Here is a 26,046-nt window from a genome sequence, read left to right on the forward strand (position 1 = left end):
GTTTACCCGATCGCACGCAAATGCACCGCAAAGCGCTCGGCCAGCCACTGCGCAGCAGGCCCCAGCGGTTCGTCCCGACGCCAGGCAAGCTCCACCACCAGCGCCGGTGGCCGCCAGTCGCTGGCCAGCTCTACCATGTGCGCCTGGTAGGTGGGGTACTGCACCACATGGCGCGGCAGCCAGGCCCAGCCCAGCCCACGCATCAGCAGTTCGGCCATGGCATAGAAGCTGTCGGCCCGCCATACCTGCGGGCTGATCGCCTCACCCCCCGGGTAACCGCTCTGCTGGGGCGTAATCAGCAGCTGTCGATGGCGTGCCAGTTGCTGTCGGTCCACCCGGCCGGCCTGCGCCAAAGGATGGCCGACGGCGCAGACTGTGACCATTTCCACGCTACCCAAGGCCCGCCGTTCAAGCGACGCCGGTATGCGCTCGTGGTGAAAGAACAACCCCAAGTCGGCGCGCCGCTCCACCAGCTTGCGCGCGACATCGCCCTGAGCGCCGCTGGCCAGTTGCACTTGCAGAAAGGGGTAACAGGTTGCCAGCTCATCCAGGCTGTCGATGACAGGCTGATACGGCATCGCCTCATCCTGCGCCACCCGCAGCAGTGCTTCCTGGCCACGCATCAGTGCCAGGGCCCGCCCGTCCAGGCGCTCGCATTGGCGCAGCAGCTCACGGGCATCGGCAAGCAGCGCTTCGCCGTTTGCGGTGAGCTTCGGTTGGCGCCCACTGCTGCGTTCGAACAAGGTGACCCCAAGGTCCGCTTCGAGCAGGGCGATGGCGCTGCTGATCGCTGACTGAGCCTTGTGCTGTTCGCGTGCAACCGCCGAAAACGAACGCAGCTCAGCCACCCGCAGGAACGTGCGCAGCTGATCCAGACTCCATTGCTCGGCCATCCACCTATCTCCTTGCCAGATAGGTAATGACTTTACCGCATCCGAGTACGGCCTAGAATGCGCCCATCGAATGGAGAACCGTCATGAATGCCTACACCTACCTTGCGATTGCCATCTGCGCCGAAGTCGTCGCCACCGCTTCCATGAAGGCCGTCAAAGGCCTTAGCACGCCATTGCCTTTGCTGCTGATGGTGGTGGGTTACGGCATCGCGTTCTGGATGCTGACGCTGGTGGTGCGCAGCATTCCGGTGGGCATCGCCTACGCGATCTGGTCTGGGCTCGGTATCGTCCTGATCAGCGTGGCAGCACTGGTGATCTATGGGCAGAAGCTGGACATCCCGGCGATACTCGGCATGGCGATGATCGTCGGCGGCGTGGTGGTGATCCAGTTGTTCTCCAAGACCACGGGGCATTGAGCCGGGCCTTGGCAGCAGCCTCTGGATGCGTGACGCACGCCACCCCGTGCATCCGATCCTGAGCCTGTATACTTGCCAGCTGTCCCAGTTTTCGAGGTATCGCCATGCCATCTGCCATTTCCACTGACGTGCTGATCGTCGGCGCCGGGGTCGCAGGCCTCTGGCTCAATGCCCGCTTGCGCCGCTTGGGTTATTCGACAGTGCTGGTGGAGCGCGCCACGGTAGGCGGCGCACAGACGCTCAAGTCCCAGGGCATCATCCATGGCGGGACCAAGTACGCGCTGCATGGGGCCTTGACCGGCGCCTCGGAAGCGATTGCCGACATGCCGCGCCGCTGGCGCGAAGCCTTGGCGGGCAACGGCGAACTGGACCTGCGCCACACGCGCTTGCTGTCCGATGCGCATTACCTGTGGTCTCCAGGCACCCTGGCCGGCAACCTCACCAGCTTCTTCGCCAGCAAGGCGGTGCGTGGCCGGGTGGATCAGGTCAAAGGCGACCAATTGCCTGCGGCGCTGCAAGACCGCGCCTTCAAGGGCAAGGTCTATCGCTTGGCCGAGCTGGTGATCGACGTGCCCAGCCTATTGGCCAACCTGGCCGAACTGGCCGGTGACAGCCTCTTGGCAGGCGAGCGCATCGAGCCGCTGCGCGACGATGGCGAGCTGGTGGGCCTACGTGTGGATGGGCGTGACATCCGCGCCCAGCGCATCGTGCTCAGCGCCGGCGCCGGCATCGCGGACCTGTTGCAGGCACTGGGCCTCGAGCAGCCCGCCATGCAAACCCGCCCCCTGCACATGGTGATGGTCAAGGGGGCCAACCTCAAGCCACTCTATGCCCATTGCCTGGGCGCAGGCCCCAAGCCGCGCATGACGGTGACCACCCACCCGGCCGCCGACGGACAGTGGGTGTGGTACCTGGGCGGCGAGCTGGCCGAAGCCGATGGGGTGGCCCGTGAGCCGGCCGAGCAGATCGCCGCGGCACAGAAAGAAGTGGCCAGCCTGCTGCCCTGGGTGGATCAAAGCCAGCTGCACTGGGCCACCTTGCGGGTGGACCGTGCCGAGCCTGCCCAGTCCGGCCTGGTGCGCCCGGACAATGCGTTTCTTGCCGAGCAGCAACGGCTGCTGGTGGGCTGGCCTACCAAGCTGGCCCTGGCACCTGATTTCAGCGATCGGGTTATCCGCCAGTTGCAACGCGACGCCGTGCAGCCCCAGGCCCAGGCCGACCTGACCGACTTGCCGCGCCCGCCGCTGGGCCAGCCTGCGTGGGAGACCCTGCTGCCATGAGCCTGCCAACCCTCCACGGTCTGCATCGCCCCCTGGGCAGCACGGGCTTGCAGGTTTCGCCCCTGGGGCTGGGCACGGTCAAGCTTGGCCGGGACCAGGGCGTCAAATACCCTTCAGGCTTCACCATCCCCGGCGACGATGAAGCCAGGCTGCTGCTCGGCCAGGCCCGCGACCTGGGCATCAACCTGCTCGACACCGCCCCCGCCTATGGCCGTAGTGAAGAGCGCCTTGGCCCGCTGCTGCGGGGTCAGCGCGATGCCTGGGTGCTGGTGAGCAAGGTGGGCGAGGAATACGACGGCGGTCAATCGCGCTTCGATTTCAGCGCAGCCCACACCCGCCGCTCGGTAGAACGCAGCCTGCGCCGGCTGGAAACCGACCGTATCGACCTGGTGCTGGTGCACTCCGACGGTAATGACCTGGCCATCCTCGAGCAGCAGGAAGTGTATGAGACCTTGGCCGCGCTCAAGCGTGAAGGCAAGCTCCTGGGTTTCGGCTTTTCAGGCAAGACTGCGGCCGGAGGCTTGAAGGCGTTGGAGCAAGGCGACTGCGCCATGGTGACCTTCAACCTGAACGAACAGGCGGAGCGACCGGTACTCGACTACGCTGCGCAGCACGGCAAGGCCATCTTGGTTAAAAAGGCCCTGGCCAGCGGCCATGCCTGCCTGGCACCCGGCGTCGACCCGGTCCGTGCCAGCTTCGAGCTGCTGTTCGCCCACCCAGGCGTCAGCAGTGCTATCGTGGGCACCATCAACCCGTTGCACCTGGCCCATAACGTGGCCACCGTCGCCCGAATCCTGGGCCAGCATTGAGTCTGCCTGGCCACGCGCCAGGTGAGCCGTCGCAAGGAGGAGCAACGTGGCGCGAACGCTGATACGCAAGAACCCGAGCAACTTCAAGACGCTGCCGCTGCATGTCGAGGCCACGGCCGAAAGCCTTCTCTACCAGGGCACCGGCATGCCCCTCAATTTCGCCCAGACCCAGCAACGTCGCAAACCGGTGGCGGTGGCAGATCCGCAGCGGTTCGCGGTTGAGCTTGCCAACCTGGGTGTGTCGGTGCGCCTGACGCTGAGCTGGCAGAACCGTTACTACTGGGTGCTGGTCCGTCAACGGCGGCAAGACCGTGGCGACGTGGTGCTGAAACTGATCTCAGGCTACGTGCCCGCCCAGGAGCTGAACCTGCCGTTGCACACCGCCGTGCAGGAAGTGGCCGAGGAATGCCTGCTGGAAACCACCGAGGGTTGGCTGGGCGGCCGTTTCAACGACACCTGGCTACCGGTGCCCTATGCAGCAGCCTTGCACTACCGTGAGACGCCGCATTTTCAACTGGCCCCGCAGTCCGGTGCCGCCCGCCCGGTCTACTGCGGTAACCTGGTCCTGCTGGAACGGCCCCGGGCCTACGTGCACCTGCCGACCGCTTCCCTGCAACTGATCTACGACATGCGCCTGCAAGTGCCCAGGGAGATCAAGAAACTCAGCCTGTTCCATGTGGACGAACGCCTGGAGGGTGACCAGTTGGTGGCGCGGCTGAACCGCAAGCGCCCGGACCTGTACCTGATGCCGCTACAGGACGGCCAGCCCCTGGCCGAGCTGTATACCTTGAAGAAAGACGAACTGGTGCCAGCCAGCACACGCGGGTTGTACCTGGCCGAAAGCTTCGCGCGGCAGGAGGGCTGGGTGGTCAACGAGGAACGCATACGCTGGAAGGACTGGGTGCGCCAGCAAGGCCTGGTGGAGCCCAAGCCAGCCCGCGCCTCTCACCTGCAACGGTTCGGTGCCAAGGCCCGAGCGCTGCTCAAGCGGGCGCGTACCTCACTGCACAAGCCCTGACCGAAGCCGGCCTGCAGCGCGCCGCTAGCAGGGCCGGCTGACGACCGAGGACCACCACGCAGCCCTGCCCTGTCAGTGCTTGCGGATCTTCTCGACGATGGCGGTGGTAGAGCTGTTTTCCACCAGCCCCAGCACTTTCACGGTGCCGCCATAGGCGTTGACGATGTCGGCGCCAACCACTTGGTCGATGCCGTAGTCGCCGCCTTTGACCAGCACATCCGGCTTGACCTGGCTCAGCAGGTTTTCCGGGGTGCCCTCGGAGAAACTGATCACCCAGTCCACCGCGCCCAGGCCTGCCAACACGGCCATGCGGCGGTCGACGCTGTTGATCGGCCGGCCCGGGCCCTTCAGGCGGCTGACCGATGCATCGTCATTGACCGCGACGATCAGACGATCGCCTTGCGCGCGTGCCTGCTCCAGGTAGGTCACATGGCCCGCATGCAAGATGTCGAAGCAGCCGTTGGTGAACACGATGCGCTCGTTGTGCGCCCTGGCATCGTCGATTGCCACCAGCAATTGCTCAAGGCCCAGCACCCCGCGCTCGGAGCCCTCTTCGCGCTGGATGGCGCGGCGCAGCTCCGGCGCGCTGATCGCCGCAGTACCGAGCTTGCCGACGACAATGCCCGCTGCCAGGTTGGCCAGGGCCACTGCCTGGGGCAGTTCCTCACCGGCGGCAATGGCGGCGGCAAGGGTGGAGATCACGGTATCGCCTGCGCCGGTCACATCGAACACTTCACGCGCACGGGCTGGCAGGTGCAGGGGCGGATGGCCCTCGCGCAGCAAGGTCATGCCGTGCTCGCCACGGGTCACCAGCAAGGCGCCCATGTCCAGTTCCTGCAGCAGCTGCAAACCCTTGGCAACCAGCTCCGCCTCGTCGGCACAACGGCCGACGATGTTCTCGAACTCGCTGAGGTTGGGGGTGATCAGGCTGGCCCCGCGGTAGACGGAGAAATCCTTGCCCTTGGGGTCGGCCAGCACCGGGATGCCCTTGGCCCGTGCAGCCTGGATCAACGCCTGATGGTTTTTCAGCGCGCCTTTGCCGTAGTCCGACAGCACCAGAACCTTGACGCCTTCGAGCAAACCGTCGACTTCTGCGCTGAGCGATACCGGGTCGGTGGCGAAGGATTCTTCGAAATCGATGCGCAGCAGTTGCTGGTGCCGGCTCATGACCCGCAGCTTGACGATGGTCGGCTGGTGCGCAATGCGCTGGAACACAGAACGCACGCCTGCCGCCTGCAGGCTGTTGGAAAGGCTGTCGGCAGCTTCGTCCTGCCCGGTGACGCCCACCAGGGAAGCCGGCGCGCCGAGTGCGGCGATGTTCAAGGCCACGTTGGCCGCACCGCCTGGGCGATCCTCGATCTGATCGACCTTGACCACCGGCACTGGCGCTTCCGGCGAAATACGCGACGTACCGCCATGCCAGTAGCGGTCGAGCATGACATCGCCGACCACCAGTACCGGGGCTTGATCGAAACGCGGCATGGACAACTTCATGGGCAACCCATATGACAATAGTGAACAGGGACGGGATATTAGCACAGCGTGGCTGGCGGCTTTAGGGCCAGTTCGCGCTGAGGAATACCCCGAAACAGAAGGGGCGCTGGGCCCCCTTTGCGGGCAGGGTCAGGTGATGTCGGCCTTGGCCGGCTCATCCAGGCCCATGGCGTGCAGGCGGGCATAGTAGCCGTTGGCGGCCAGCAGCTCGGCATGGGTGCCCCGCTCCACCAGGCGGCCCTGATCCATGACCAGGATCTGGTCGGCCTTCTCGATGGTCGACAGGCGATGCGCGATCACCAACGTGGTGCGCCCCTGCATCACGCGGTCCAGCGCAGCCTGGATGTGCCGCTCGGATTCGGTATCCAGAGCCGAGGTCGCTTCGTCCAGGATCAGCAATGGCGAGTTCTTCAACAGCGCACGGGCGATAGCCAGGCGTTGGCGCTGGCCACCGGAGAGCAACACGCCGTTTTCGCCGATCTGGGTATCGAAGCCCTTGGGCAACTGATCGACGAAATCCTTGGCAAACGCCGCCTCGGCCGCCGCTTCGATGTCGGCACGCGGCGCGCCGGCCAGGTCACCGTAGGCAATGTTGTTGGCGATGGTGTCGCTGAACAAGGTCACATGCTGGTTGACCTGGGCGATGTGTCGACGCAGGTTGAGCAACTTGAAGTCTTCGATTTCCACGCCATCGAGCAGTATCTCGCCGCTGCTGTGGTGGTAGAAGCGTGGAATCAGGCCGGCCAGGGTGGACTTGCCGCTCCCGGAGCGGCCCACCAGCGCGACCATCTGCCCAGGCTCGACGGTGAAGTTGATGTCGCTCAGCACTTGGCGATCGGTACCGGGGTAGGTGAAGCTGAGGTTGCGAACTTCCAGGCGCCCGCTGACCGCATCGCGCTCGACGGTGCCCGTGTCCACTTCCCGCTGCTCGTCGAGCTGCTCGAAGATACTCTCGGCACCGGCCACGCCCTTCTGGATGGTCGAACTGACTTCCGAAAGCTGGCGAATCGGCTTGGGCAGCAGGCCGGCCAGGGTGATATAGGCCACCATGTCACCTGCCGAGGCGTCGCCACGAAGGTACAGCACCAGGAACATCAGAACGGCCATGGCAACATAGATCACCAGTTGCAACAGGGGCGTATAGATGGCGCTGGTGCGGGTCATGCGCAGCTGCTTGTCGGTGTTGCTCTGGCTGGCCTTGAGGAAGCGCTGGCGCTCGTAGGCTTCACCGCCGAAGCTGCGCACCACGCGGTAGCCCTGAATGGTCTCGGACGCCACGTGGGTGACGTCGCCCATGGCAACCTGGATCTTCTTGCTCTGCTTGCGGAATTTCTTGCTGGCACGGCCCACCATGAAGGCGATCAGGGGCAGGATGGCCAGCATCACTAGCGTCAGGCGCCAGTTCATCAGCAGCAGCGAGCCGAACAGGAACACCACCGTCATGCCTTCGCGAATGACCACCTTGATGGCATCGGTAGCCGCCCCAGTGACCATGGTCACGTTGAAGGTGATGCGCGAGATCAGGTGCCCGGAGTTGTTCTGGTCGAAGTAGCGGTTGGGCAGGCTCAGCAGGTTATTGAACAGTTGCACCCGCAGGTCATGGACCAGGCCCAGCGAGACCTTGGCCAGGAAGTAGTTGCCCAGAAACGACCCCAGGCCCTGCCAGGCAGCGATGATGATGATCAGCGCCGGCACCGTGTGCAGCAGGTTCAGGTCACGCAGGTGCGGGACGTTGGGAAACAGCGAGGCATCCGGGTTGGACAGGCCGTCGACGAAATACTTGAGGATGTAGCCCAGCATTGGCTGGGTCGATGCAAAGATCAGAAAGCCCAGGATACTCAGCAGGAACACGCCGATGTAGGGTCGGACATAACCAAGTAGACGGAAATAGATCTTCATGCTCGATGGGCTCTGGGAGCCGTTGGCGTCTGTCATATCACGGAACATGCTGAAAATGGGGTGCTGACTTTACCACACGTTGGCAGCGGCGTCGGACCACTCGGCCCCGCCGCTTACCAGCAGCAATGCGCGCAAAGCTGGGTTAACATTGCCCGTTCTTTCGACCTGGGCCCTCTTTCTCCATGTTCCCAAGCAGCCTACACAACGCCGGCAACCGCTTTTTCGATTTCGTGTGCCTGTGGCTGCTGCCGGCCGGCATGCTGGCGCTGCTCGGTGCCCTGTTCTTCCTGCCCGAACGCAGCCTGCACCACAAGCTGTACTACGGTCTTTTCAGCATTCCGACCCTGCTGGCGCTGTGCGTCCGGCCTCGTGAACTGAAAACCCTGTTTCGTGAACCGCTGCTGTGGCTGTTCGTGGCCTTCGCCGGCTACGCCATCCTCAGCCTGAGCTGGTCACCCTCGCCGGCGCAGGCGGACAACCTGATCAAGCGGCCCCTGCACACCCTGATGCTGTTCCTGGGCACCGGGCTGATGCTGCGTTACCGACCCGAGGCGCTCAAGGGGCTGTTCCTGGGCGCTGCGCTGCTGGCGCTGCTGGCCACGCTGCGGGACCTGACCACGTTCATGCTCACCTACACCCCGGGCAGCCGGCTAATCGGGGCCGGCGCTCTGGACAACCCGCTGCTCAGCTCGCACCTGTACGGTTTCTTCGGGACCTACTGGCTGTGGATGGCGGTCAACGGCAAGCGGGCGTTGACCGTGTCGCTGTGCATGGCGGCCTTTGCGGTCATGTTCGCCGCGGTGGTGGCCACCGGTTCCCGCACGCCCCTGGTGGCCATGACCCTGGCGGTGAACTGGATCGCCCTGCTCTGCCTGGACCGTCGCTCGATCCCCCTGTTCCTGGCCGCCCCGCTGTTTATCGTCGCGGTGCTGGTGGTGGACCCGCAGTTGATCATGGCGCGCGGCGACTCGTACCGTTTCGATATCTGGCGCATTACGTGGGACCTGTTCCTCCAGCACCCGCTGATCGGCCATGGCTACGACGCGCCCCTGTCCATCGATGTCGGCGTGGGCTACCTGCTGAGCGAGCCCCACAGTTTCGTCATGGGCGTGCTGTATTACGTGGGCATCCTGGGCTTGCTGCCGTGGCTGGGCATGATCGTCTACGCGCTTTACAGCGGCTGGAAGTACCGCACCCACCCTGCCTTGCAGATGGCCTCGGCGCTGCTGGTGTTTGGCATCGGTGCGGGTCTGACCGAGGGCGGCGGTATCCTGTCGCGGCCCAAGGAGCATTGGTTCCTGCTGTGGATTCCGCTGGCGCTGGTCGCCGGGCTGAATATCGCACGCCGGGGTGGCAGGCTGGTGGCGGCCAACCGCGCCCGCTTGAGCGAGGCGCAGGCCAGGCAGCTGCATGAGGGTGCTCGCGTCATCGAAGAGGACGGGCTGGGCCCCAAGGTCCTGCTGCTGCAAGATGGCAGCTTCCTGAAGTTGTTCCGCCCGCGCGCCTGGTACACCGCCGGCGCCTTCTACCCCTACGCGCGCCGCTTTGCCAGGAACAGCCAGCAACTGGCACTCGAAGGCATTCCCACGCCCCCCGTGGTGGAGCTGCTGAACTACGCCGATGGCACCCAAGGCGTGCGCTACATCCCCCTGGCAGGCCAGACCGTGCGCCAGGCGCTGCAGGCCTGCCCATCGCTGGCAGAACGCCGGGCCCTGGTGCAGCGTATGGGGCGGTTCATGGGGCGTCTGCACCAGCAAGGCGTCTACTTCCGGTCCTTGCACCTGGGCAACGTACTGCTGATGGACAACGGCGAATTCGGCCTGATCGACCTTGCCGACATGCGCTTGCTGCCTTCGCCGCTGTCGGCGGAGCTGCGCCAGCGCAACCTGCGCCACATGCAGCGCTACACCGAAGACAAGCAGTGGCTGTTCGAGGAAAACGTCCAGGCCCTGCTGGAGGGCTACAGCGCAGCAGCCAGCCAGACCATGAGCCACGCCCTGCGCCAAAAGCTCGAACTGGCCCCGGGAGCGGAACGCTGACATGGGCTATCTGGCGCCGCTGCTCAGTTTCCTGGTGTTCGGCCTTGCCTTGTTGCTGGCAGGGCTGCTGCTGCGCAGCCCTTGGGTGGCGCGCCATCTTGAGCCGGTGGCGGGGCGCTGGGCCACTCTCGATGGCTTGAGGGGCTACCTGGCACTCGGGGTCTTCATCCACCATGCCGCCATTGCCTGGCACTACCAGCACACCGGCCAGATCAACATGCCCCCCGAACGCTTCTTCGCCCAGATCGGGCAAGCGAGCGTCGCGCTGTTCTTCATGATCACCGGGTTTCTGTTCTGGAGCAGGCTGGTGCGCCAGGGCCGCGCCTTCGATTGGCGAGCCTTTGCCATTTCCCGCGTCATGCGCCTGTACCCGCTGTATTTCGGCCTGCTGGCTGCAGTGCTTGTGACGGTGTTCTACCTGCAAGGCTGGAAGCTGCTCGACACGCCAACCGCTCTGGCACAACAGCTTTCAGGCTGGCTGCTGTTCCACCGCCCCGACATCAACCAGTTGGCCGGCACCGGCAACCTGATCTCGAACGTGACCTGGACCCTTAACTACGAAATCTACTTCTACCTGGCCCTGCCGTTGCTGGGCCTGATGTTCGTCTACCGCGGTACGCTCTTGAGGGCCATTGCCTGCGTGGTCGCCCTGTACCTGCTGGCAAAGCTTGTGGGCTGGGAACATGCGCTGAAAAAGAAATACCTGATGAGCTTTGCAGGCGGCATTGCGGCGGTTTACTGGGTACGCAGCCCGGCACTGGTGCAATGGGCCAAGGGCAGGTACGGCACCTGGATGGCCATCGGCTTGCTGGTGCTGGTAATGACGGTGCTGCACAAGACCTTCGCGGTGTTCCCGCTGCTGCTGCTAAGCCTCGTGTTCTGCATCATCGTCTCAGGCAACGACCTACTGGGCGCCCTGGCCCTGCGCAGTGCCCGCTGGCTAGGCGAAATCAGCTATAGCCTGTACCTGCTCCATGGGCTGGTGCTGTGGTGGCTCGCCTATCGCCTCTACCCCGCTTACGGGTTCACCTACGACGACCGCGGGGCGTTCATGGCCGTGATCGCCATCGCCTGCACCGTGCTGGTGGTCGTGAGCAGCGCCACGTTCCTCCTACTGGAAAAGCCGGGTATCGCCCTGGGCAAGCGCCTGGCCCAGCGCCCGCAGGCCAGGCCTGGAAACCTGAAGTCAGGCTCGACCCACCAGGCCTGAGGCGCGCCGCTCGGCATAGGCGAGAAACGCCTGGATGTCATCGCTGCACAGCTTGCCCACCACATGGGCAATCTCGGCAGGTGGCCAGTCCCACCAGGCGCTGGCCAGCAGTTGCTCTCGCACCGCTTCCGGAAATCGCCAGCGCACGATGCTGGCCGGGTTGCCGCCGACCACCGCGTAAGCGGGCACATCCCGGGTCACCACGGCCCCAGCGGCCACGATGGCCCCGCTGCCAATGCTAACCCCCGACAGGATCGTGCAGTTGGAGCACAGCCATACGTCGTTGCCGATGGTCACGTCACCGCGGCTGAAGGCATAGCCCTCGATGGCCGATGCCTCGGGCAGCATGGCCGGGAATGGGTAAGTGGTTACCCAGTCGGCCCGATGATGCCCGCCCAGGAAAATCTGCACGCCTTCGGCAATCGAGCAATAGGCGCCGATGCGCAGCGTCGTCCCCTCCTGCCAGTCGTGCACCTCGGGCACGCCATAGCTGCCCACGCCGAAAGCGTACTGGGGGTAACGCGCGGCAAATCGCGCCTGCCCGCGCTCGATGGCCGGCAGCTTGCGAATCGCCCGCTTGGCCCGTTTTTCCCGGTAGCGCGAGAGCCAGCCCATGCCCTTCAGCCCTTTTCCAGTGGCGAGAAGAACAATCGCCCCAGCCCGCGCCAGGTCTTGCGCGTATAGGCGCGCAGTGGAATCTGCGCCAGCAGTTCGCGGGCCAGCTTGCGATCACGGTTGGCCACCTTGAGGAACATCGAGTTCAGCGCCTTGAACTTGACCTGCTCATAGGCCGGATGATCCTTGAACTTGGCATAGGTGCGCAGGATGTTGTCGATCATGAAACGATGGTTCTTGTACGAGTTGCTGGCATGCTTGCGGTAGCGCGCCATGACCACGCTCAGGCCATCGATGAAGTACCCGGCATGGGTCACCTTCAGTTCGATCAACAGGTCTTCCAGGCGGATATCCGGGTCGAAGCCGCCCACCTTCTCCAGTGCCTCGCGGCGGATCAGCAGCGTGGGCGCAGGTGGGTAGGGTTTGCGCTCAAGGAACATGTCCTCGAAGTCCAGGCGCCTGAACGGGACTTCGCGGCGCTGCCGCGCTTCGGGGAACAGCTCACCCTGGGAATCGATGAGCTCGATGTTGCCAGCGCAGATACCCACTTCGGGCTTGTCGGCCATGTACTGGACCTGGATCGCGATGCGGTCCGGCATCATGATGTCGTCGGAACCAAACGGCGCAATCAGCGAGCCCTTGGCCCGCGCAATGGCCTCGTTGAGCGTGTGGGTCAGGCCTTTGTTGCGCTGCACGCGAAAATCGAAACCGTGCTGCGCCTGCAGGCGCTCGATACGCTCGACGCTGTCATCGGTAGAGCCGTCGTCCACCACCAGCAGCTCGATGTGCGGGTAGGTCTGGTTCAGCACGCTGAGAATGCTCTGCTCGATGTATGGGCCATGGTTGTACGATGCGATGATCACCGTGACCAGGGTTGGGTCCGCACTCATTTCGGCTCCTTCGCAGCCAAGCCCGACTCGATCAGCGCCAGGTATTGCTGACGGAACACGTCGATGTCGTGGTGTTGATTGAGGTAGTGATAGGCCTGCTCGCCCTTGGCGTGCAACGCCGCGTCATCCAGCGCCAGGTAGCGGTCCAGTGCTGTGGTCAGGCTGGCAACGTCCGCAGGCTTGACCACCTCGCCGCCCGCGCCGGTGATCAGCGGCAACATGGCCGGCACGTCGCTGGCGATGACCGGCAAACGCCCGCTCATACCTTCGAGCAGGGCAAGGCCCAGACCTTCGGCCAGCGATGGCATGGCCCAGATGTCGAACGCACGGACATAGCGCAGGGCGTTGTCACGAAAGCCCAGCAAGTGCGCCCTGCCCGTCAGCCCCAGGCGATCGATCTCGGCCTGCAGGCGCGCCTGCTCACGACCCGCCCCGATGATCGCCAGTTGCGCGGTGGGGTACTTGTCCTTCAAGGCGGCAAACGCCTGGATCAGGTAGGTATGGCCCTTGACCGGCACCAGGCGGCCCAGCGCCCCGACCATGCGAACGTTCTGGGTCAGGCCAAGTTGTGTGCGGGCCTCGGCCTTGTTCAGCTGCAACGCCTGGGCCTGATCCGTGTCGATGGCATTGGTGATGGCATGGGTGTTGGCATCGGTGAAACCGCACTTGCAGTCCAGCAGGTATTGCTTGACTGCCGGCGACACACCCACGAACTGCCAATGCCCGTCGATCAGGCGCTGGGTCTGACGACGGCGATAGGTGCGGTCGTACTCGCCAAAGCCATGGGAAATGCCGATGCACAACGGGATCTTCAACCAACGGTTGAGTTGCAACAGCATGTTCACAGGCTTGAAGCGGTTGCAGATCACCACGTCGAAGCGTTCGCGCCGGCAAAACCGGTAGAGCTGCCACAGTGCCTTGAGGCGCATGCCCTTGAGCGCACCGTCGCTGAAGTCGAAGTACACCGAATGGTCGGCGCGACTGACCGGTTGGCCAGGCGCAGGCCGGCCCTTGAGAAAGGCCATGGTCGTTTCGAACCGATCCGCTGGCAGCGCCTTGAAGATCTGTTCGGCCAGGTCGGCAAAATCGTGCTGCTTGATGTTGTAGTCCGGTTGCAGTTGCAGGACTTTGAAACGCTTCATACGTTTTCCCGATGTACACCCTGGTGGCGGTCCGTCAGAACCCAGAACAGCTCGTGGCGACGCACGGCCTTGCGGAAAAATTCGTTCTCGCCATAAGGCGAACTGCGCCGGCCTGCCAACCAGCGCTGGATCACTCGGCGTACTCGGCGCTTGAAGGGCGGGCGGGGCTGCAGGTCGTGCATCATGCCCAGTGCCATGGCCTTGTCATGTTGCAGTGAGCGGTCCAGCACCAGGGTGCAAGGGCGCCCGACCGACAACTCACTGGTGACCGGCGGCAAGGCCACGCCTGCACCGCTGTCGCCCATGGGCCAGCGGTCGTTGTCGTGCAGGTGATTGGCATAGCCCAGCAGGATTTCGGGTTGCCACTGCAGGCCCTGCAACGCTTCGTGCAGCGCTTGCTGGGCAGCCACGTGGTCAGGATGCGGATCGAGCACCGGGTGCGGCATCACGATCACTTCCGGGCGCGCCTGTAGTACCAACGCGCGCACGTCGGCCAGCAGGTTCTGCCAGGTCGGAACGCCGTCGTCGCCCGGCAAAGGCAGCGCGTTGAGGGTACGGAAGGGGCGCGTGTCGGTCATGTCCGCCTCGCGCGAGCCGAAGGGGGTGGTCGGTGCCTGCCGCATGGCGGGCAATTGCAGGCAGAAGTAGCCCAACTGCACGCAGCGCTCTTGCGCAACGCCCGCCCAGCGAGGCACCGCGATACTGTCCCAAGCCCGCAAGCGCCCTTTGAGGCGCGCAGCCTCGGCAGATGACAGGCCCATGGCCTGGTAGTGCTCGGCCTCGATTTCGCCAGCGGTCAGGGTCACGATCCAGGCTTCGTCTGCCTGGCTGTACAGGCCGTAGGCGGCGAGTTCGGCATCATCGGCATGGGGCGCGATGACCATCACCCGCTTGCGGCGTAGGTCTGGCTGCTGGAACATCCACAGGCGCGGCTGGCCCACCAGCCGGCAGAAGCGCCCGCGCAAGGTGATCTGGCCTTGACGCAGCGCCGTGTCGAGCCCAGTCAGGTTGAGGTAGCGCTTGCCGCGAACACCGCGCTCGAACACCTGCAGGTCTTTGCCGCCTGCGCCTTCGATGTACACCCCGGGGTCGAAAAACCTGCCCAGCAGGGCGCAACGCAGTTCAACCTGCAGCACCCATGTTGCACCTTCAGCGACGGGCGCTGCGGGTAATTGCAAACGGCCGCCCTGCAGGCTTACGCCCATCACTTCATCGGCCCCATCGAAGGCATAGGTGTAGTCGTCGGCCGGGGTGTAGAACAGGTGGTCGGCCAGCCACGCCTCGTGGGCTACCCACAGCAGCGGCAGGAGCAACAACGGCAGCCACCAGATGAACGCACCCAGCGCAATCAACGCCACCAGGGCCACCAGCAGCCCGAGGCGCTTGTTGCGCCGATGGCGCTTTAGCAACTGCTGCTTGCGGCTCACGCCTGGTACACCGGCACAGGGTGGCACCAGCGGTCCTTGTACTCGCGATCGGCCCGGCCGAACGAGAACCGCAATGGCTTGTTGCGCGCGCGGGCGTCCTCCCAGGCGGCCTGGGTATTGAGGAAGCTCAGCACGCTGCCGGGGCTGAACGCCTTGGTCTCAGGGTCGACGCCGCCATTGACGTATTCGACGCTGATCCACTCAGGCGCCTCGACGCGATACACCAGCTGGATGGCGATAGGCTTGTCATCGAGCAGCAAGACCGAGCCGATCAGCAGGTCCCGCAGGCGCTCGATCACGTCGCCCATGCGCTCGGCGCCAGTGGCTGCGAACCCCCAGCGACGCTGGAAAAGGTCGCAATACATGGCGGCGACAGTAGCGGCATCGAAGTCGCTGATCGGCCGCACCACGCCACCGGCTTCTTCCAGCAACCGCAGTTCACGGCGCTGGTTGTAACGGAATTTCTTCGACAGGTCTTCTGGCGCACGGGCCATCGCCAGCTGTTCTTTCTGCGCCTTGAGGCCGACAAAGCGGCCCTGGTTCAGTTCGGACAGGTAGCGTGCGCCATGGCGCAGCGGCGCGGCGGCGTCGGCTGCCGCAGGCAGGATGATTTCGGCATTGCCCAGGTCGAACAATGCCTTCTTGCCGCTGCGCTTGAGCACGTCCTTGGACAGCGCCAGGTGACGCCCCCAGGTGGGGATGGCCGCCTTGAGCTCGCCGGCCTGGTGCCAGGCCAGGTAACGCACGGGGATCTGCGCCAGGTCCGCCAACTGCGAGACCACCAGGGGATGGGTGGCGACACTACCGCCGAAGCGCGCCCAGGCCTGGGCATAGGTCTGCGCATCGATGACTTGCCAGCCACGCTCGCGCAGGGCTTTTACAGGATTGAACATCAGGCCCCCACCAACGCGCGAACCTGGGGCAGTTGCCAGAAGGTGTCGCGCACCGCCTGGTCCGAGAAACGCTCGCGCAGGCGTTCGAGCATATGCTCGGCGCACACCCGGCGTTGCGAGTCGTCCAGCGCGGCCATGCGTTCGAGGCCTTGCGCCAGTTGGCTGGCATCGCCCAGGGGGAACAGCATGCCGACACCTTCGACCACTTCCCGCGCACCGCCACAGGCCGTGGCCAACACCGGGACGCCAGCGACCATAGCTTCGAGCAGGACCATGCCGAAGGGCTCATGATCGGAACTCAAGGCGAACACGTCGAAGGCCTGGAAATAGCGACGCGCATCGGGCACCTGCCCCAGGAAGTCGACCTGATCGGCAATGCCCAGCTCGCGGGCCAGGGCCTTTAGCTTGGATTCCAGACGGCCCTTGCCCAGGATGGCCAGGCGCGCACCAACCGGCAATGCCGGCAACGCCTGGGCAAAGCCGCGCAGCAAGGTGGCCTGGTCCTTGTCTGGGTGCAACCGACCGACATTGCCCACCACCCAGGCCTGCGCATCCAGCCCCAAGGCTTCGCGTGCCTCTGCACGCGGCACCAGGGCAGCCTGAAGGGTGGCGATGTCGATGCGGTTGTACAGCGTCTGGATGCGGTCGGCGGGCCACTGCGCCAGGCAGCGGCGCATGTCGTCGCGCACCGCGTCGGATACACCCAACAGGCTCAAGCGCTTGCTGAACAGGTTGGCGAACAGGCGCCGGCCTTTGCGCTCATAGTCGCCAAAGGCGTGGTGCACGCCTATCACCGGTAACCGGGTCCCGAGCAAGGCGACGTAGATCGGCTTGAAGCGGTGAGCGATGCAGAACGCGAAGTCGCGCTGGGCCGCGATCTTGCGCAACGCCCGGATCGCGCCGAGCTTCAGGCCACGGACCGCCTTGGAACTGAACTCCAGAAACAGCACTTCATCCGACCCACAGCCGGCCGCCACCTGCGGGTCGGCTGCACCAGTCAGAAACACGGTCGTGACCTTGTAGCCGCTGCCCTCGAACAGGCTGGCGTATTGACGGGCACAATCGAGGAAAGGCCCGTCATAGCCATGACAGAACTGCAGGATGCGCGGTTCAGAGCGGCTGTTCATAGGCGGCAGCGCCGTCCTTGACGACAAGGATATCTTCCATGATCAGGTACTGCAGATCGGAGCCGAAGAACATGTTCAGGGCATCGGTCGGCGAACAGATCATCGGCTCACCCCGGCGGTTGAGCGAGGTGTTCAGCGAGACGCCGTTGCCGGTCAACGTCTCCAGCGCCTTCATCATGTCGTAGTAGCGCGGGTTGTACTCGCGCTTGAGCACCTGGGCACGGGAAGTGCCGTCTTCATGGACCACCTCCGGCACGCGGCTTTTCCACTCCTCGGCCACTTCGAAGGTGAAGGTCATGAAGGGCGCCGGGTGGTCGACCTTGATCATCTGCGGGGCGACCGTATCGAGCATCGACGGGCAGAAGGGTCTCCAGCGTTCGCGGAACTTGATCTGCTCGTTGATGCGGTTGGCCACGCCCGGCACGCTCGGGCAACCGATGATCGAGCGGCCACCCAGGGCACGAGGGCCGAACTCCATGCGGCCCTGGAACCAGGCCACCGGGTTGCCATCGACCATGATCTTGGCGATGCGCTGCGGCATGTCGTCGAGCTTGCGCCATTTCGGCGCGTTGGGGTGACGGGCGCAGGCTGCGATCACATCTTCGTTGGAGTAGGACGGGCCGAGGTAGACGTGCTCCATCTTCTCGACCGGCACGCCGCGGGCGTGGGACACGTAGGCGGCCGCCCCCACTGCCGTGCCGGCATCGCCGGAGGCTGGCTGCACGAACAGTTCCTTCACGTCGGGACGGGCGATGATCTTCTGGTTGAGCTTCACGTTCAGCGCACAACCGCCGGCGAAGGCCAGCTTGCCGGTTTCGCGCAGGGTGTCGCCCAGGTAGTGGTCGATCATCTGCAGGGCGATCTTCTCGAACAGCGCCTGCATGCTGGCTGCGTAATGGATGTACGGCTCGTCAGCGATGTCGCCTTCGCGCTTGGGCCCCAGCCATTCGATCAACTTGGGCGAGAAGTAGAAGCCCTTGCCTTTCTCTTTGTAGCGGCGCAAGCCAATGACGTTGGCGTAGTCGGTGTTGATCACCAACTCGCCGTTTTCGAAACTGGCCAGGCGTGAGAAGTCATATTTGCTGGCATCGCCATAGGGCGCCATGCCCATGACCTTGAATTCGCCGTCGAGCATTTCGAACCCGAGGAATTCGGTGATGGCACCGTACAGGCCCCCCAGCGAATCCGGATCGAAGAACTCCTTGATCTTGTGGATCTTGCCGTTCTCGCCGTAGCCGAAGAAGGTGGTGGCGTACTCGCCTTTACCGTCAATGCCCAGGATCGCGGTCTTTTCCTTGAAGCCCGAGCAGTGGTAGGCGCTGGAGGCATGAGCCAGGTGATGTTCCACGGGCTCGATCTTGACCTTTTTCGGGTCGAAGCCCAGCTGTTCCAGGCACCAGACGATCTTCTTGCGGTAGCGCTTGTAGCGGCGGTTGCCCATCAGAATCGCGTCGAGGGCGCGGTCCGGTGCGTACCAGTAGCGTTTGGCGTAGTGCCAGCGCGCCTTGCCGAACAGGCTGATGGGCGCGAACGGGATGGCAATGACATCGACGTCGGAGGGCTTGATACCGGCTTGTTCCAGGCAGAACTTCGCCGATTCGTAGGGCATGCGGTTTTTTGCATGCTTGTCGCGCACGAAACGCTCTTCTTCGGCGGCGGCAATCAGCTTGCCGTCGATGTACAGGGCCGCGGAAGGGTCATGGCTGAGGGCGCCGGACAGGCCAAGAATCGTCAATGCCAAGGGATAGGCCTCTTCATTCGATAAAGATGCGCCAGCGGCCTGGTGGGCGGGTGGCGGCTAAAAGGCGGGATTATAACGCAAAGCGCAGCGTGCGCATGCCTCTGCAAAGGCTACGCCTTTGGCCAGGGCACAAACTCCACAAACACGGCAATCCCGCAGCTCACCCATCACGCGGTCACTGGCGCGGCCTAGCCGGGGCGACCGCAATGGGCCCGTCAGCGACCGCCAGGCCTCATTCGGCGATCAGCCAATCCATGCGGTAGCTGCCCTCGGTCTGCGCCAATTCCCGGGCGAGCCAAGGCAGCAGTTCCTTGAGCTCATCTTCCAGCCCCCAAGGCGGGTTAGCGATGGCCAGCCCGGATCCATTGAGGCCCTGCGGGCTGTCCTGGTGGTGCACATACAGTTCGACACGCAACAGCTTGGGCGCGCCAGTGCTGGTGAGGTCCTGGTAGAAACGGGTCAGCGAGCGCTGGTCCTTGATCGGGTACCAGATGGCCACCACCGTCTGGCGCATCCGACCAATGGCTTCCTTCATCGCAGCCGTGCAACGCTTGAGCTCATCAGCCTGCTCGAACGGCGGGTCGATGAGCATGACCGCGCGTTTTTCCTGCACGGGCAACAAGGCGCGCGGCACGTGCCAACCCTCGCCCAGGTGCACGACCACGCGCGGATCCTTCTTCATGTTTTCCTTAAGCAGCGGCCCGTCCTCGGGGTGCTTCTCGTTGAGCAAGGCGCGGTCCTGCTGGCGCATCAGGCGACGCGCCAATTCAGGGGAGCCTGGGTAGTAGCGCAGCTCGCCATCGGCATTCAGGCGCTTGATGACGCGCAGGTAATCGGCGGTCATGGCCGGCAGGTCATCACGGTTCCACAGCCGCGCGACCCCCTCGAGGTACTCACCGGTTCGGCTCGCCTGATCACCCTTGAGGTCGTACAACCCCAGCCCGGCATGGGTGTCGAGGTAGGCGAACGGTTGCTCCTTGCGCGACATCAGGGCGATGAGGCGGGTCAGCACAATATGTTTGAGAACGTCGGCATGGTTGCCGGCGTGGAAGGCGTGACGATAATTCATGGCAACTCCTGCGCAGGACGCAAGTTTACCCTGCCTGGCAAACGACGTCAGGCCTGACGGTCCCCAGAAAACAACGAACCCGCCACCGCAGTGCTGCACGAACCCTCAAAGGCCGTGCGGACACTGCTGGAGCGGGTCCGGCTTTCAGCTAGCAGCGAGCCTTGGTGGCTGTCACTTGTCAGCGCGATAAGCCGCATCTGCCGTTTCAAAGCGGCTGACCATCGCCTGCGATGGGCGGCCCAGCTTGCTCACCAGGACGATGGCGATGCTGGCGAACAGGAAGCCAGGGATGATTTCGTACAAGCCCATGGTGTCGAAGCTTTTCCACAGGATCACGGTCAGCGCACCCACCACGATACCGGCCAGCGCGCCGTTGCGCGTCATGCCCTTCCACAGCACCGAGATCAGCACGACAGGGCCGAATGCAGCGCCGAAGCCGGCCCAGGCGTAGGCCACCAGGCCCAGCACGCGGTTTTCAGGATTGGCAGCCATGGCGATGGCGATCAAGGCCACGGCCAGTACCATCAGACGACCGACCCACACCAGTTCTCGCTGGGAGGCGTTCTTGCGCAGGAAGGCTTTGTAAAAGTCTTCGGTCAGCGCACTCGAGCACACCAGCAGCTGGCAACTCAGGGTACTCATCACCGCCGCCAGGATGGCCGACAGCAGGACGCCGGCGACCCACGGGTTGAACAGGATCTTCGCCAACTCGATGAACACGCGCTCGTGGTTTTCATTCACTGGCCCGGCCACCTCAGGGTGGGCCGAGAAATAGGCGATGCCGAAGAAACCGACGGCGCAGGTACCGGCCAGGCACAGGATCATCCAGGTCATGGAGATGCGGCGTGCGTTGGCGATGGACTTCACCGAGTCGGCGGCCATGAAGCGCGCCAGAATATGGGGCTGACCGAAGTAGCCCAGGCCCCAGCCCATCAGCGAGATGATCCCGATGAAGCTCGCACCCTTGAGCAGGTCGAAGTGCGCCGGGTTGACGGCTTCGATGGCGGCGAAGGTCTGGTCGAAGCCACCGGTGGAGATCAGCACGATTACCGGCGTCAGGATCAGCGCGAAGATCATCAGCGATGCCTGGACCGTGTCGGTCCAGCTCACGGCCAGGAAGCCACCGACGAAGGTGTAGATGATGGTAGCGGCAGCACCTGCCCACAGCGCTGTCTCGTACGACATGCCGAAGGTGCTTTCGAACAGGCGAGCACCGGCCACGATGCCGGAGGCGCAATAGATAGTGAAGAACACCAGAATGACGATGGCAGAGATGATTCGCAGCAGGCCGCTCTTGTCTTCGAAACGACTGGAGAAATAGTCCGGCAGGGTGAGCGCATCGCCGTTGTGCTCGGTCTGCACGCGCAGACGGCCGGCGACGAACAGCCAGTTCAGGTAGGCGCCGACGGTTAGGCCGATGGCGATCCAGACTTCCGACAGCCCCGCGAAATAGATGGCGCCGGGCAGGCCCATCAGCAGCCAACCACTCATGTCGGAAGCACCGGCCGACAATGCGGTGACCACGCTGCCTAGGCTGCGACCGCCAAGGATGTAGTCGGAAAGGTTCTTGGTGGCGCGGTAGGCAGCGAAGCCGATCAGCACCATTGCTGCGATGTAGATCACGAATGTGATCGTTAACGGATTACCCATGTGTTGGCCCTGGCGTTTGTTGTTATCTCATGCGCACCCACATCGTTGGTGGTTGCACCCAGGCGGCAGATGCTATTCAACAACATAAATCCGGTGCAACCATTTTTCACTGTGAAGTTGCACCCAAGTATGCTTTTTCAGATAAAGCTCCGTTTTTGCTCCCTAATGAGGCAGGCGTTGCCCTTTTATAGAACAAAATCTTGTCGACTTGACGCTTTGACCCTCACTAAAAACGACAGCCTGACGAGTTGCACCTTATTCGCGACATTTTAGGGTTGCACCTGGTTGCACCCGCGTTTTCCTACAGATAATCTTGTCGCCAGCTTAAGCCGCACTCGTGGCAATAATGAGGATAAGAAATGGCGACGACCACCCTTGGGGTCAAACTCGACGACCCTACCCGTGAACGACTCAAGGCCGCTGCGCTGTCCGTGGACCGCACGCCGCATTGGTTGATCAAGCAAGCGATCTTCAGCTACCTGGAGAAGCTCGAGGGTGGCGCGACCCTGACCGAAATCAGTGGCCAGGCCCTGGGCCTGAGCGATGAAGCCGGCGATGTACAGCCCGAGCAAGGTCACCAGAGCTTCATGGAATTCGCCGAAAGCATCCTGCCGCAGTCGGTCCTGCGCTCGGCCATTACCGCCGCCTACCGTCGGCCCGAGCAGGAAATGGTGCCGATGCTGCTGGAGCAGGCGCGCCTGAGCGCTCCGCTTGCCGACGCGGCCAACAAGATGGCTGCCGGCATCGCCGAGAAGCTGCGCAACCAGAAGAGCACCGGTGGCCGGGCCGGCATCGTTCAAGGCCTGCTGCAGGAATTCTCGTTGTCTTCGCAGGAAGGTGTGGCGCTGATGTGCCTGGCCGAAGCGCTGCTGCGCATCCCCGACAAAGGCACTCGCGACGCCCTGATCCGCGACAAGATCAGCACCGGTAACTGGCAGCCGCACCTGGGCAACAGCCCGTCGCTGTTCGTCAACGCCGCCACCTGGGGCCTGTTGCTGACGGGCAGGCTGGTAAGCACCCACAACGAATCCGGCCTGACCTCCTCGCTGACCCGTATCATCGGCAAGAGCGGCGAGCCGATGATCCGCAAGGGCGTGGACATGGCCATGCGCTTGATGGGCGAGCAGTTCGTCACCGGCGAAACCATCGCCGAAGCACTGGCCAATGCCACGCGCTTCGAGTCCAAGGGCTTCCGTTATTCCTATGACATGCTCGGTGAAGCAGCACTCACCGAGCATGATGCCCAGAAGTACCTGGCATCCTATGAGCAAGCCATCCACTCGATCGGCAAGGCTTCCAACGGCCGTGGCATCTATGAAGGCCCGGGCATTTCCATCAAGCTCTCGGCCCTTCACCCACGCTACAGCCGTGCCCAGTACGAGCGGGTGATGGAAGAACTGTACCCGCGCCTGCTGTCCCTGACCCTGCTGGCCAAGCAATACGACATCGGCCTGAACATCGATGCCGAGGAAGCCGACCGCCTTGAGCTGTCCCTGGACCTGCTCGAGCGCCTGTGCTTCGAGCCCGCGCTGGCCGGCTGGAACGGTATCGGCTTCGTGATCCAGGCGTACCAGAAGCGCTGCCCGTATGTAATCGACTACGTGATCGACCTGGCCAAGCGCAGCCGCCACCGCCTGATGATCCGCCTGGTGAAAGGTGCCTACTGGGACAGCGAGATCAAGCGCGCCCAGGTCGAAGGCCTGGAGGGCTACCCGGTTTACACCCGCAAGGTCTACACCGACGTGTCGTACGTGGCCTGCGCGCGCAAGCTGCTGGCTGTGCCCGAGGCTATCTACCCGCAGTTCGCCACGCACAACGCCCACACCCTGTCGGCCATCTACCAGATCGCCGGGCAGAACTACTACCCCGGCCAGTACGAGTTCCAGTGTCTGCACGGCATGGGTGAGCCGCTGTACGAACAGGTGGTCGGCAAGATCGCCGACGGCAAGCTGAACCGCCCTTGCCGCGTGTATGCGCCGGTCGGCACCCACGAAACCCTGCTGGCCTACCTGGTTCGCCGCCTGCTGGAAAACGGCGCGAACACCTCGTTCGTCAACCGCATCGCCGACCAGTCCATTTCCATCCAGGAACTGGTCGCCGACCCTGTTACCAGCATCGAGCGCATGGGTACCCAGGAAGGCCGCATCGGCTTGCCACACCCCCGCATTCCGCTGCCACGTGACCTGTACGGCACCGAGCGGGCCAACTCCGCCGGCATCGACATGGCCAACGAACACCGCCTGGCTTCGCTGTCCTGCGCCATGCTGGCCACCGCCAACAACGACTGGAAAGCCGGTCCGCTGCTGGCCTGCACCGCCAGTGACAGCGCGGCAACGCCGGTGCTGAACCCTGCCGATCACCGCGATGTGGTCGGCCACGTTCAGGAAGCGACCGTTGCAGACGTCGACAATGCCATCCAGTGCGCACTCAACGCAGCGCCCATCTGGCAGGCCACCCCGCCAGCCGAGCGCGCCGCCATCCTGGAACGCACGGCCGACCTGATGGAAGCCGAGATTCAGCCCCTGATGGGTCTGTTGATCCGCGAAGCCGGCAAAACCTTTGCCAACGCCATTGCCGAAGTGCGCGAAGCCGTCGACTTCCTGCGCTACTACGCCGTCCAGGCGCGCAACGACCTGAGCAACGATGCCCACCGCCCATTGGGCCCTGTGGTGTGCATCAGCCCATGGAACTTCCCGCTGGCGATCTTCACCGGCCAGGTAGCCGCAGCCTTGGCCGCCGGCAACCCAGTATTGGCCAAGCCTGCCGAGCAAACCCCGCTGATCGCCGCCCAGGCCGTGCGCCTGCTGCTGGAAGCCGGCATTCCGGAAGGTGTCCTGCAACTGCTGCCGGGCCGCGGCGAAACCGTCGGTGCTGGCCTGGTGGGTGACGAGCGCGTCAAGGGCGTGATGTTCACCGGTTCCACCGAAGTGGCTCGCCTGCTGCAACGCAACGTGGCAGGCCGCCTGGACAACCAGGGTCGCCCAGTGCCACTGATCGCCGAAACCGGCGGCCAGAACGCGATGATCGTCGACTCCTCGGCACTGACCGAGCAGGTGGTGATCGATGTCGTGTCCTCAGCCTTCGACAGTGCCGGCCAGCGTTGCTCCGCGCTGCGCGTACTGTGCCTGCAGGAAGACTCCGCCGACCGCGTGATCGAGATGCTCAAGGGCGCCATGGCCGAAAGCCGGCTCGGTTGCCCGGATCGCCTGGCCGTGGATATCGGCCCGGTGATCGACGCTGAAGCCAAGGCTGGCATCGAGAAGCACATCCAGGGCATGCGCGAGAAAGGCCGCTCGGTCTATCAGGTGGCGATTGCCGACAGTGCCGAGATCAAGCGTGGCACCTTCGTGATGCCAACTTTGATCGAACTGGACAGCTTCGACGAGCTCAAGCGCGAGATCTTCGGCCCAGTACTGCACGTGGTGCGCTACAACCGCCGCAACCTGGACCAGTTGATCGAGCAAATCAACAATTCGGGCTATGGCCTGACCCTGGGTGTGCACACACGCATCGACGAAACCATCGCCAAGGTGGTCGAGTCGGCCCATGCCGGCAACATGTACGTCAACCGCAACATTGTCGGTGCCGTGGTGGGCGTACAGCCGTTCGGTGGCGAAGGCCTGTCGGGCACTGGCCCGAAAGCCGGCGGCCCGCTGTACCTGTACCGCCTGCTGTCGACCCGCCCGGCGGACGCCATCGGCAGCCACTTCCAGCACCAGGATGGCGAAGCCAAGCCAGACCGCGCGCTGCACGAGCAGCTTGTCAAGCCGCTCCACGCCCTGAAGGCCTGGGCCGAGAGCAATCAGCTGTCCGACCTCGCCGTGCTGTGCAGCCAGTTCGCCAGCCAGTCGCAGAGCGGTATCGCCCGTCTGCTGCCTGGCCCGACCGGCGAGCGCAACACTTACACCATCCTGCCACGCGAACACGTGCTGTGCCTGGCGGACAACGAAACCGACCTGCTGGCGCAGTTCGCCGCCGTGCTGGCGGTGGGAAGCTCAGCGGTGTGGGCCGACGGCGAACCCGGCAAGGCCCTGCGCGCCCGCCTGCCACGCGAACTGCAGGCCAAGGTGAAGCTGGTACCGGACTGGAGCAAGGACGAAGTGGCGTTCGATGCCGTGATCCATCACGGCGATTCGGACCAGCTGCGCAGTGTCTGCCAGCAGGTGGCCAAGCGTGCCGGGGCGATTGTCGGGGTACACGGCTTGTCCAGCGGCGATCATCAGATTGCACTGGAGCGCCTGGTGATCGAGCGGGCGGTGAGTGTGAACACTGCGGCGGCTGGGGGTAACGCCAGCTTGATGACCATTGGCTGAGGCTGAGGGTTGTTGAAGAAAAAGGGAGAGCTTCGGCTCTCCCTTTTTTATGGAGTGCATGACTTGAGGCTGGGGATGGGCAGACAGTCTCCACCCTTTGCAGCGCCGGAGACCGAACGGC

General features: G+C 64.0%; 19 protein-coding genes. 7 read left to right on the forward strand and 12 right to left on the reverse strand.

Annotated features, from left to right (window positions below; genetic code table 11):
* Positions 1-2 precede the first annotated feature (2 nt).
* The gene (locus tag ACF8E5_RS21980; protein ID WP_196186384.1) at positions 3-893 is read right to left on the reverse strand and encodes a LysR family transcriptional regulator; all 891 of its coding nucleotides are present in this window, start codon (positions 891-893) and stop codon (positions 3-5) included.
* Between the two features lie 83 nt (positions 894-976).
* On the opposite strand from ACF8E5_RS21980, the gene ACF8E5_RS21985 reads away from it, so the two are divergent.
* The 4 genes from ACF8E5_RS21985 to ACF8E5_RS22000 all read left to right on the forward strand — a co-directional run bounded on the left by ACF8E5_RS21985 (position 977) and on the right by ACF8E5_RS22000 (position 4,416).
* A complete protein-coding gene (locus ACF8E5_RS21985; RefSeq protein ID WP_058638913.1) occupies positions 977-1,309 on the forward strand; it encodes a multidrug efflux SMR transporter in 333 nt (110 codons plus the stop codon).
* Positions 1,310-1,413: 104 nt separating this feature from the next.
* Positions 1,414-2,589, forward strand: a complete 1,176-nt coding sequence (locus tag ACF8E5_RS21990; protein ID WP_058638912.1) for an FAD-binding oxidoreductase — start codon at positions 1,414-1,416, stop codon at positions 2,587-2,589.
* Positions 2,586-3,398, forward strand: coding sequence for an aldo/keto reductase (locus tag ACF8E5_RS21995; protein WP_100850678.1), 813 nt, complete (start codon positions 2,586-2,588; stop codon positions 3,396-3,398). Before ACF8E5_RS21990 ends, ACF8E5_RS21995 begins: the two co-directional genes overlap by 4 nt.
* Positions 3,399-3,444: 46 nt before the next feature.
* A complete protein-coding gene (locus ACF8E5_RS22000; protein WP_197844734.1) occupies positions 3,445-4,416 on the forward strand; it encodes a metal ABC transporter ATPase in 972 nt (323 codons plus the stop codon).
* Between the two features lie 72 nt (positions 4,417-4,488).
* On the opposite strand, the gene hldE is transcribed toward ACF8E5_RS22000, so the two are convergent.
* Together hldE and msbA are read right to left on the reverse strand one after the other, a co-directional pair.
* The gene (hldE, locus tag ACF8E5_RS22005) at positions 4,489-5,910 is read right to left on the reverse strand and encodes a bifunctional D-glycero-beta-D-manno-heptose-7-phosphate kinase/D-glycero-beta-D-manno-heptose 1-phosphate adenylyltransferase HldE (protein WP_023532960.1); all 1,422 of its coding nucleotides are present in this window, start codon (positions 5,908-5,910) and stop codon (positions 4,489-4,491) included.
* Between the two features lie 129 nt (positions 5,911-6,039).
* Positions 6,040-7,845, reverse strand: a complete 1,806-nt coding sequence (gene msbA, locus ACF8E5_RS22010; RefSeq protein ID WP_027913984.1) for a lipid A export permease/ATP-binding protein MsbA — start codon at positions 7,843-7,845, stop codon at positions 6,040-6,042.
* 146 nt (positions 7,846-7,991) lie between these two features.
* Between msbA and ACF8E5_RS22015 the strand changes: the two genes are divergently transcribed.
* Both ACF8E5_RS22015 and ACF8E5_RS22020 read left to right on the forward strand, forming a co-directional pair.
* Positions 7,992-9,848, forward strand: coding sequence for a bifunctional O-antigen ligase/aminoglycoside phosphotransferase family protein (locus ACF8E5_RS22015; RefSeq protein ID WP_058604010.1), 1,857 nt, complete (start codon positions 7,992-7,994; stop codon positions 9,846-9,848).
* Position 9,849: 1 nt separating this feature from the next.
* Positions 9,850-11,058, forward strand: a complete 1,209-nt coding sequence (locus ACF8E5_RS22020) for an acyltransferase family protein (RefSeq protein WP_392475805.1) — start codon at positions 9,850-9,852, stop codon at positions 11,056-11,058.
* Here ACF8E5_RS22020 and ACF8E5_RS22025 read toward each other — a convergent pair.
* The 9 genes from ACF8E5_RS22025 to putP form a co-directional block, all read right to left on the reverse strand.
* A complete protein-coding gene (locus tag ACF8E5_RS22025; RefSeq protein ID WP_058638908.1) occupies positions 11,035-11,673 on the reverse strand; it encodes a CatB-related O-acetyltransferase in 639 nt (212 codons plus the stop codon). The genes ACF8E5_RS22020 and ACF8E5_RS22025 overlap by 24 nt on opposite strands.
* Before the next feature lie 5 nt (positions 11,674-11,678).
* Positions 11,679-12,563 (reverse strand): glycosyltransferase, encoded by an 885-nt coding sequence (locus ACF8E5_RS22030; protein ID WP_058604013.1) that lies wholly within the window; start codon positions 12,561-12,563, stop codon positions 11,679-11,681.
* Complete coding sequence (locus ACF8E5_RS22035) at positions 12,560-13,705, reverse strand: glycosyltransferase (RefSeq protein WP_197844732.1); 1,146 nt, start codon at positions 13,703-13,705, stop codon at positions 12,560-12,562. Before ACF8E5_RS22035 ends, ACF8E5_RS22030 begins: the two co-directional genes overlap by 4 nt.
* The gene (locus ACF8E5_RS22040) at positions 13,702-15,132 is read right to left on the reverse strand and encodes a PIG-L deacetylase family protein (protein WP_392475806.1); all 1,431 of its coding nucleotides are present in this window, start codon (positions 15,130-15,132) and stop codon (positions 13,702-13,704) included. The genes ACF8E5_RS22035 and ACF8E5_RS22040 overlap by 4 nt, the downstream gene beginning before the upstream one ends.
* Positions 15,129-16,025 (reverse strand): antimicrobial resistance protein Mig-14, encoded by an 897-nt coding sequence (locus tag ACF8E5_RS22045; protein WP_058638906.1) that lies wholly within the window; start codon positions 16,023-16,025, stop codon positions 15,129-15,131. The genes ACF8E5_RS22040 and ACF8E5_RS22045 overlap by 4 nt, the downstream gene beginning before the upstream one ends.
* Entirely contained in the window at positions 16,025-17,152 is a 1,128-nt protein-coding gene (locus ACF8E5_RS22050; protein WP_182139318.1) for a glycosyltransferase, read from the reverse strand. Before ACF8E5_RS22050 ends, ACF8E5_RS22045 begins: the two co-directional genes overlap by 1 nt.
* A complete protein-coding gene (locus ACF8E5_RS22055) occupies positions 17,136-18,893 on the reverse strand; it encodes a carbamoyltransferase (protein ID WP_058604017.1) in 1,758 nt (585 codons plus the stop codon). The genes ACF8E5_RS22050 and ACF8E5_RS22055 overlap by 17 nt, the downstream gene beginning before the upstream one ends.
* A gap of 232 nt (positions 18,894-19,125) precedes the next feature.
* Positions 19,126-19,962 carry a 23S rRNA (adenine(2030)-N(6))-methyltransferase RlmJ gene (locus ACF8E5_RS22060; protein WP_078477889.1) on the reverse strand — a complete coding sequence of 279 codons (837 nt, stop codon included), beginning with the start codon at positions 19,960-19,962 and terminating at the stop codon, positions 19,126-19,128.
* Positions 19,963-20,133: 171 nt separating this feature from the next.
* Complete coding sequence (gene putP / locus ACF8E5_RS22065) at positions 20,134-21,612, reverse strand: sodium/proline symporter PutP (protein WP_058638903.1); 1,479 nt, start codon at positions 21,610-21,612, stop codon at positions 20,134-20,136.
* A 359-nt stretch (positions 21,613-21,971) separates the two neighbouring features.
* Between putP and putA the strand changes: the two genes are divergently transcribed.
* Entirely contained in the window at positions 21,972-25,925 is a 3,954-nt protein-coding gene (gene putA, locus ACF8E5_RS22070) for a trifunctional transcriptional regulator/proline dehydrogenase/L-glutamate gamma-semialdehyde dehydrogenase (RefSeq protein WP_197844729.1), read from the forward strand.
* Positions 25,926-26,046: the final 121 nt, after the last annotated feature.

The organism is Pseudomonas sp. WSY_20, assembly GCF_043104335.1.
Taxonomy (GTDB): Bacteria; Pseudomonadota; Gammaproteobacteria; order Pseudomonadales; family Pseudomonadaceae; genus Aquipseudomonas; species Aquipseudomonas parafulva_B.

Excerpts from the sequence above, each read along its gene's own strand:
- ACF8E5_RS22030 (WP_058604013.1), bottom strand. The coding sequence starts at position 12,563 with ATGAGTGCGGACCCAACCCTGGTCACGGTGATCATCGCATCGTACAAC.
- putA (WP_197844729.1), top strand. The coding sequence starts at position 21,972 with ATGGCGACGACCACCCTTGGGGTCAAACTCGACGACCCTACCCGTGAA.
- ACF8E5_RS22035 (WP_197844732.1), bottom strand. The coding sequence starts at position 13,705 with ATGAAGCGTTTCAAAGTCCTGCAACTGCAACCGGACTACAACATCAAG.
- msbA (WP_027913984.1), bottom strand. The coding sequence starts at position 7,845 with ATGACAGACGCCAACGGCTCCCAGAGCCCATCGAGCATGAAGATCTAT.
- putP (WP_058638903.1), bottom strand. The coding sequence starts at position 21,612 with ATGGGTAATCCGTTAACGATCACATTCGTGATCTACATCGCAGCAATG.
- ACF8E5_RS21985 (WP_058638913.1), top strand. The coding sequence starts at position 977 with ATGAATGCCTACACCTACCTTGCGATTGCCATCTGCGCCGAAGTCGTC.
- ACF8E5_RS21990 (WP_058638912.1), top strand. The coding sequence starts at position 1,414 with ATGCCATCTGCCATTTCCACTGACGTGCTGATCGTCGGCGCCGGGGTC.
- ACF8E5_RS22045 (WP_058638906.1), bottom strand. The coding sequence starts at position 16,025 with ATGTTCAATCCTGTAAAAGCCCTGCGCGAGCGTGGCTGGCAAGTCATC.
- ACF8E5_RS21995 (WP_100850678.1), top strand. The coding sequence starts at position 2,586 with ATGAGCCTGCCAACCCTCCACGGTCTGCATCGCCCCCTGGGCAGCACG.
- ACF8E5_RS22060 (WP_078477889.1), bottom strand. The coding sequence starts at position 19,962 with ATGAATTATCGTCACGCCTTCCACGCCGGCAACCATGCCGACGTTCTC.
- ACF8E5_RS22050 (WP_182139318.1), bottom strand. The coding sequence starts at position 17,152 with ATGAACAGCCGCTCTGAACCGCGCATCCTGCAGTTCTGTCATGGCTAT.
- ACF8E5_RS22025 (WP_058638908.1), bottom strand. The coding sequence starts at position 11,673 with ATGGGCTGGCTCTCGCGCTACCGGGAAAAACGGGCCAAGCGGGCGATT.
- hldE (WP_023532960.1), bottom strand. The coding sequence starts at position 5,910 with ATGAAGTTGTCCATGCCGCGTTTCGATCAAGCCCCGGTACTGGTGGTC.
- ACF8E5_RS22015 (WP_058604010.1), top strand. The coding sequence starts at position 7,992 with ATGTTCCCAAGCAGCCTACACAACGCCGGCAACCGCTTTTTCGATTTC.
- ACF8E5_RS21980 (WP_196186384.1), bottom strand. The coding sequence starts at position 893 with ATGGCCGAGCAATGGAGTCTGGATCAGCTGCGCACGTTCCTGCGGGTG.
- ACF8E5_RS22020 (WP_392475805.1), top strand. The coding sequence starts at position 9,850 with ATGGGCTATCTGGCGCCGCTGCTCAGTTTCCTGGTGTTCGGCCTTGCC.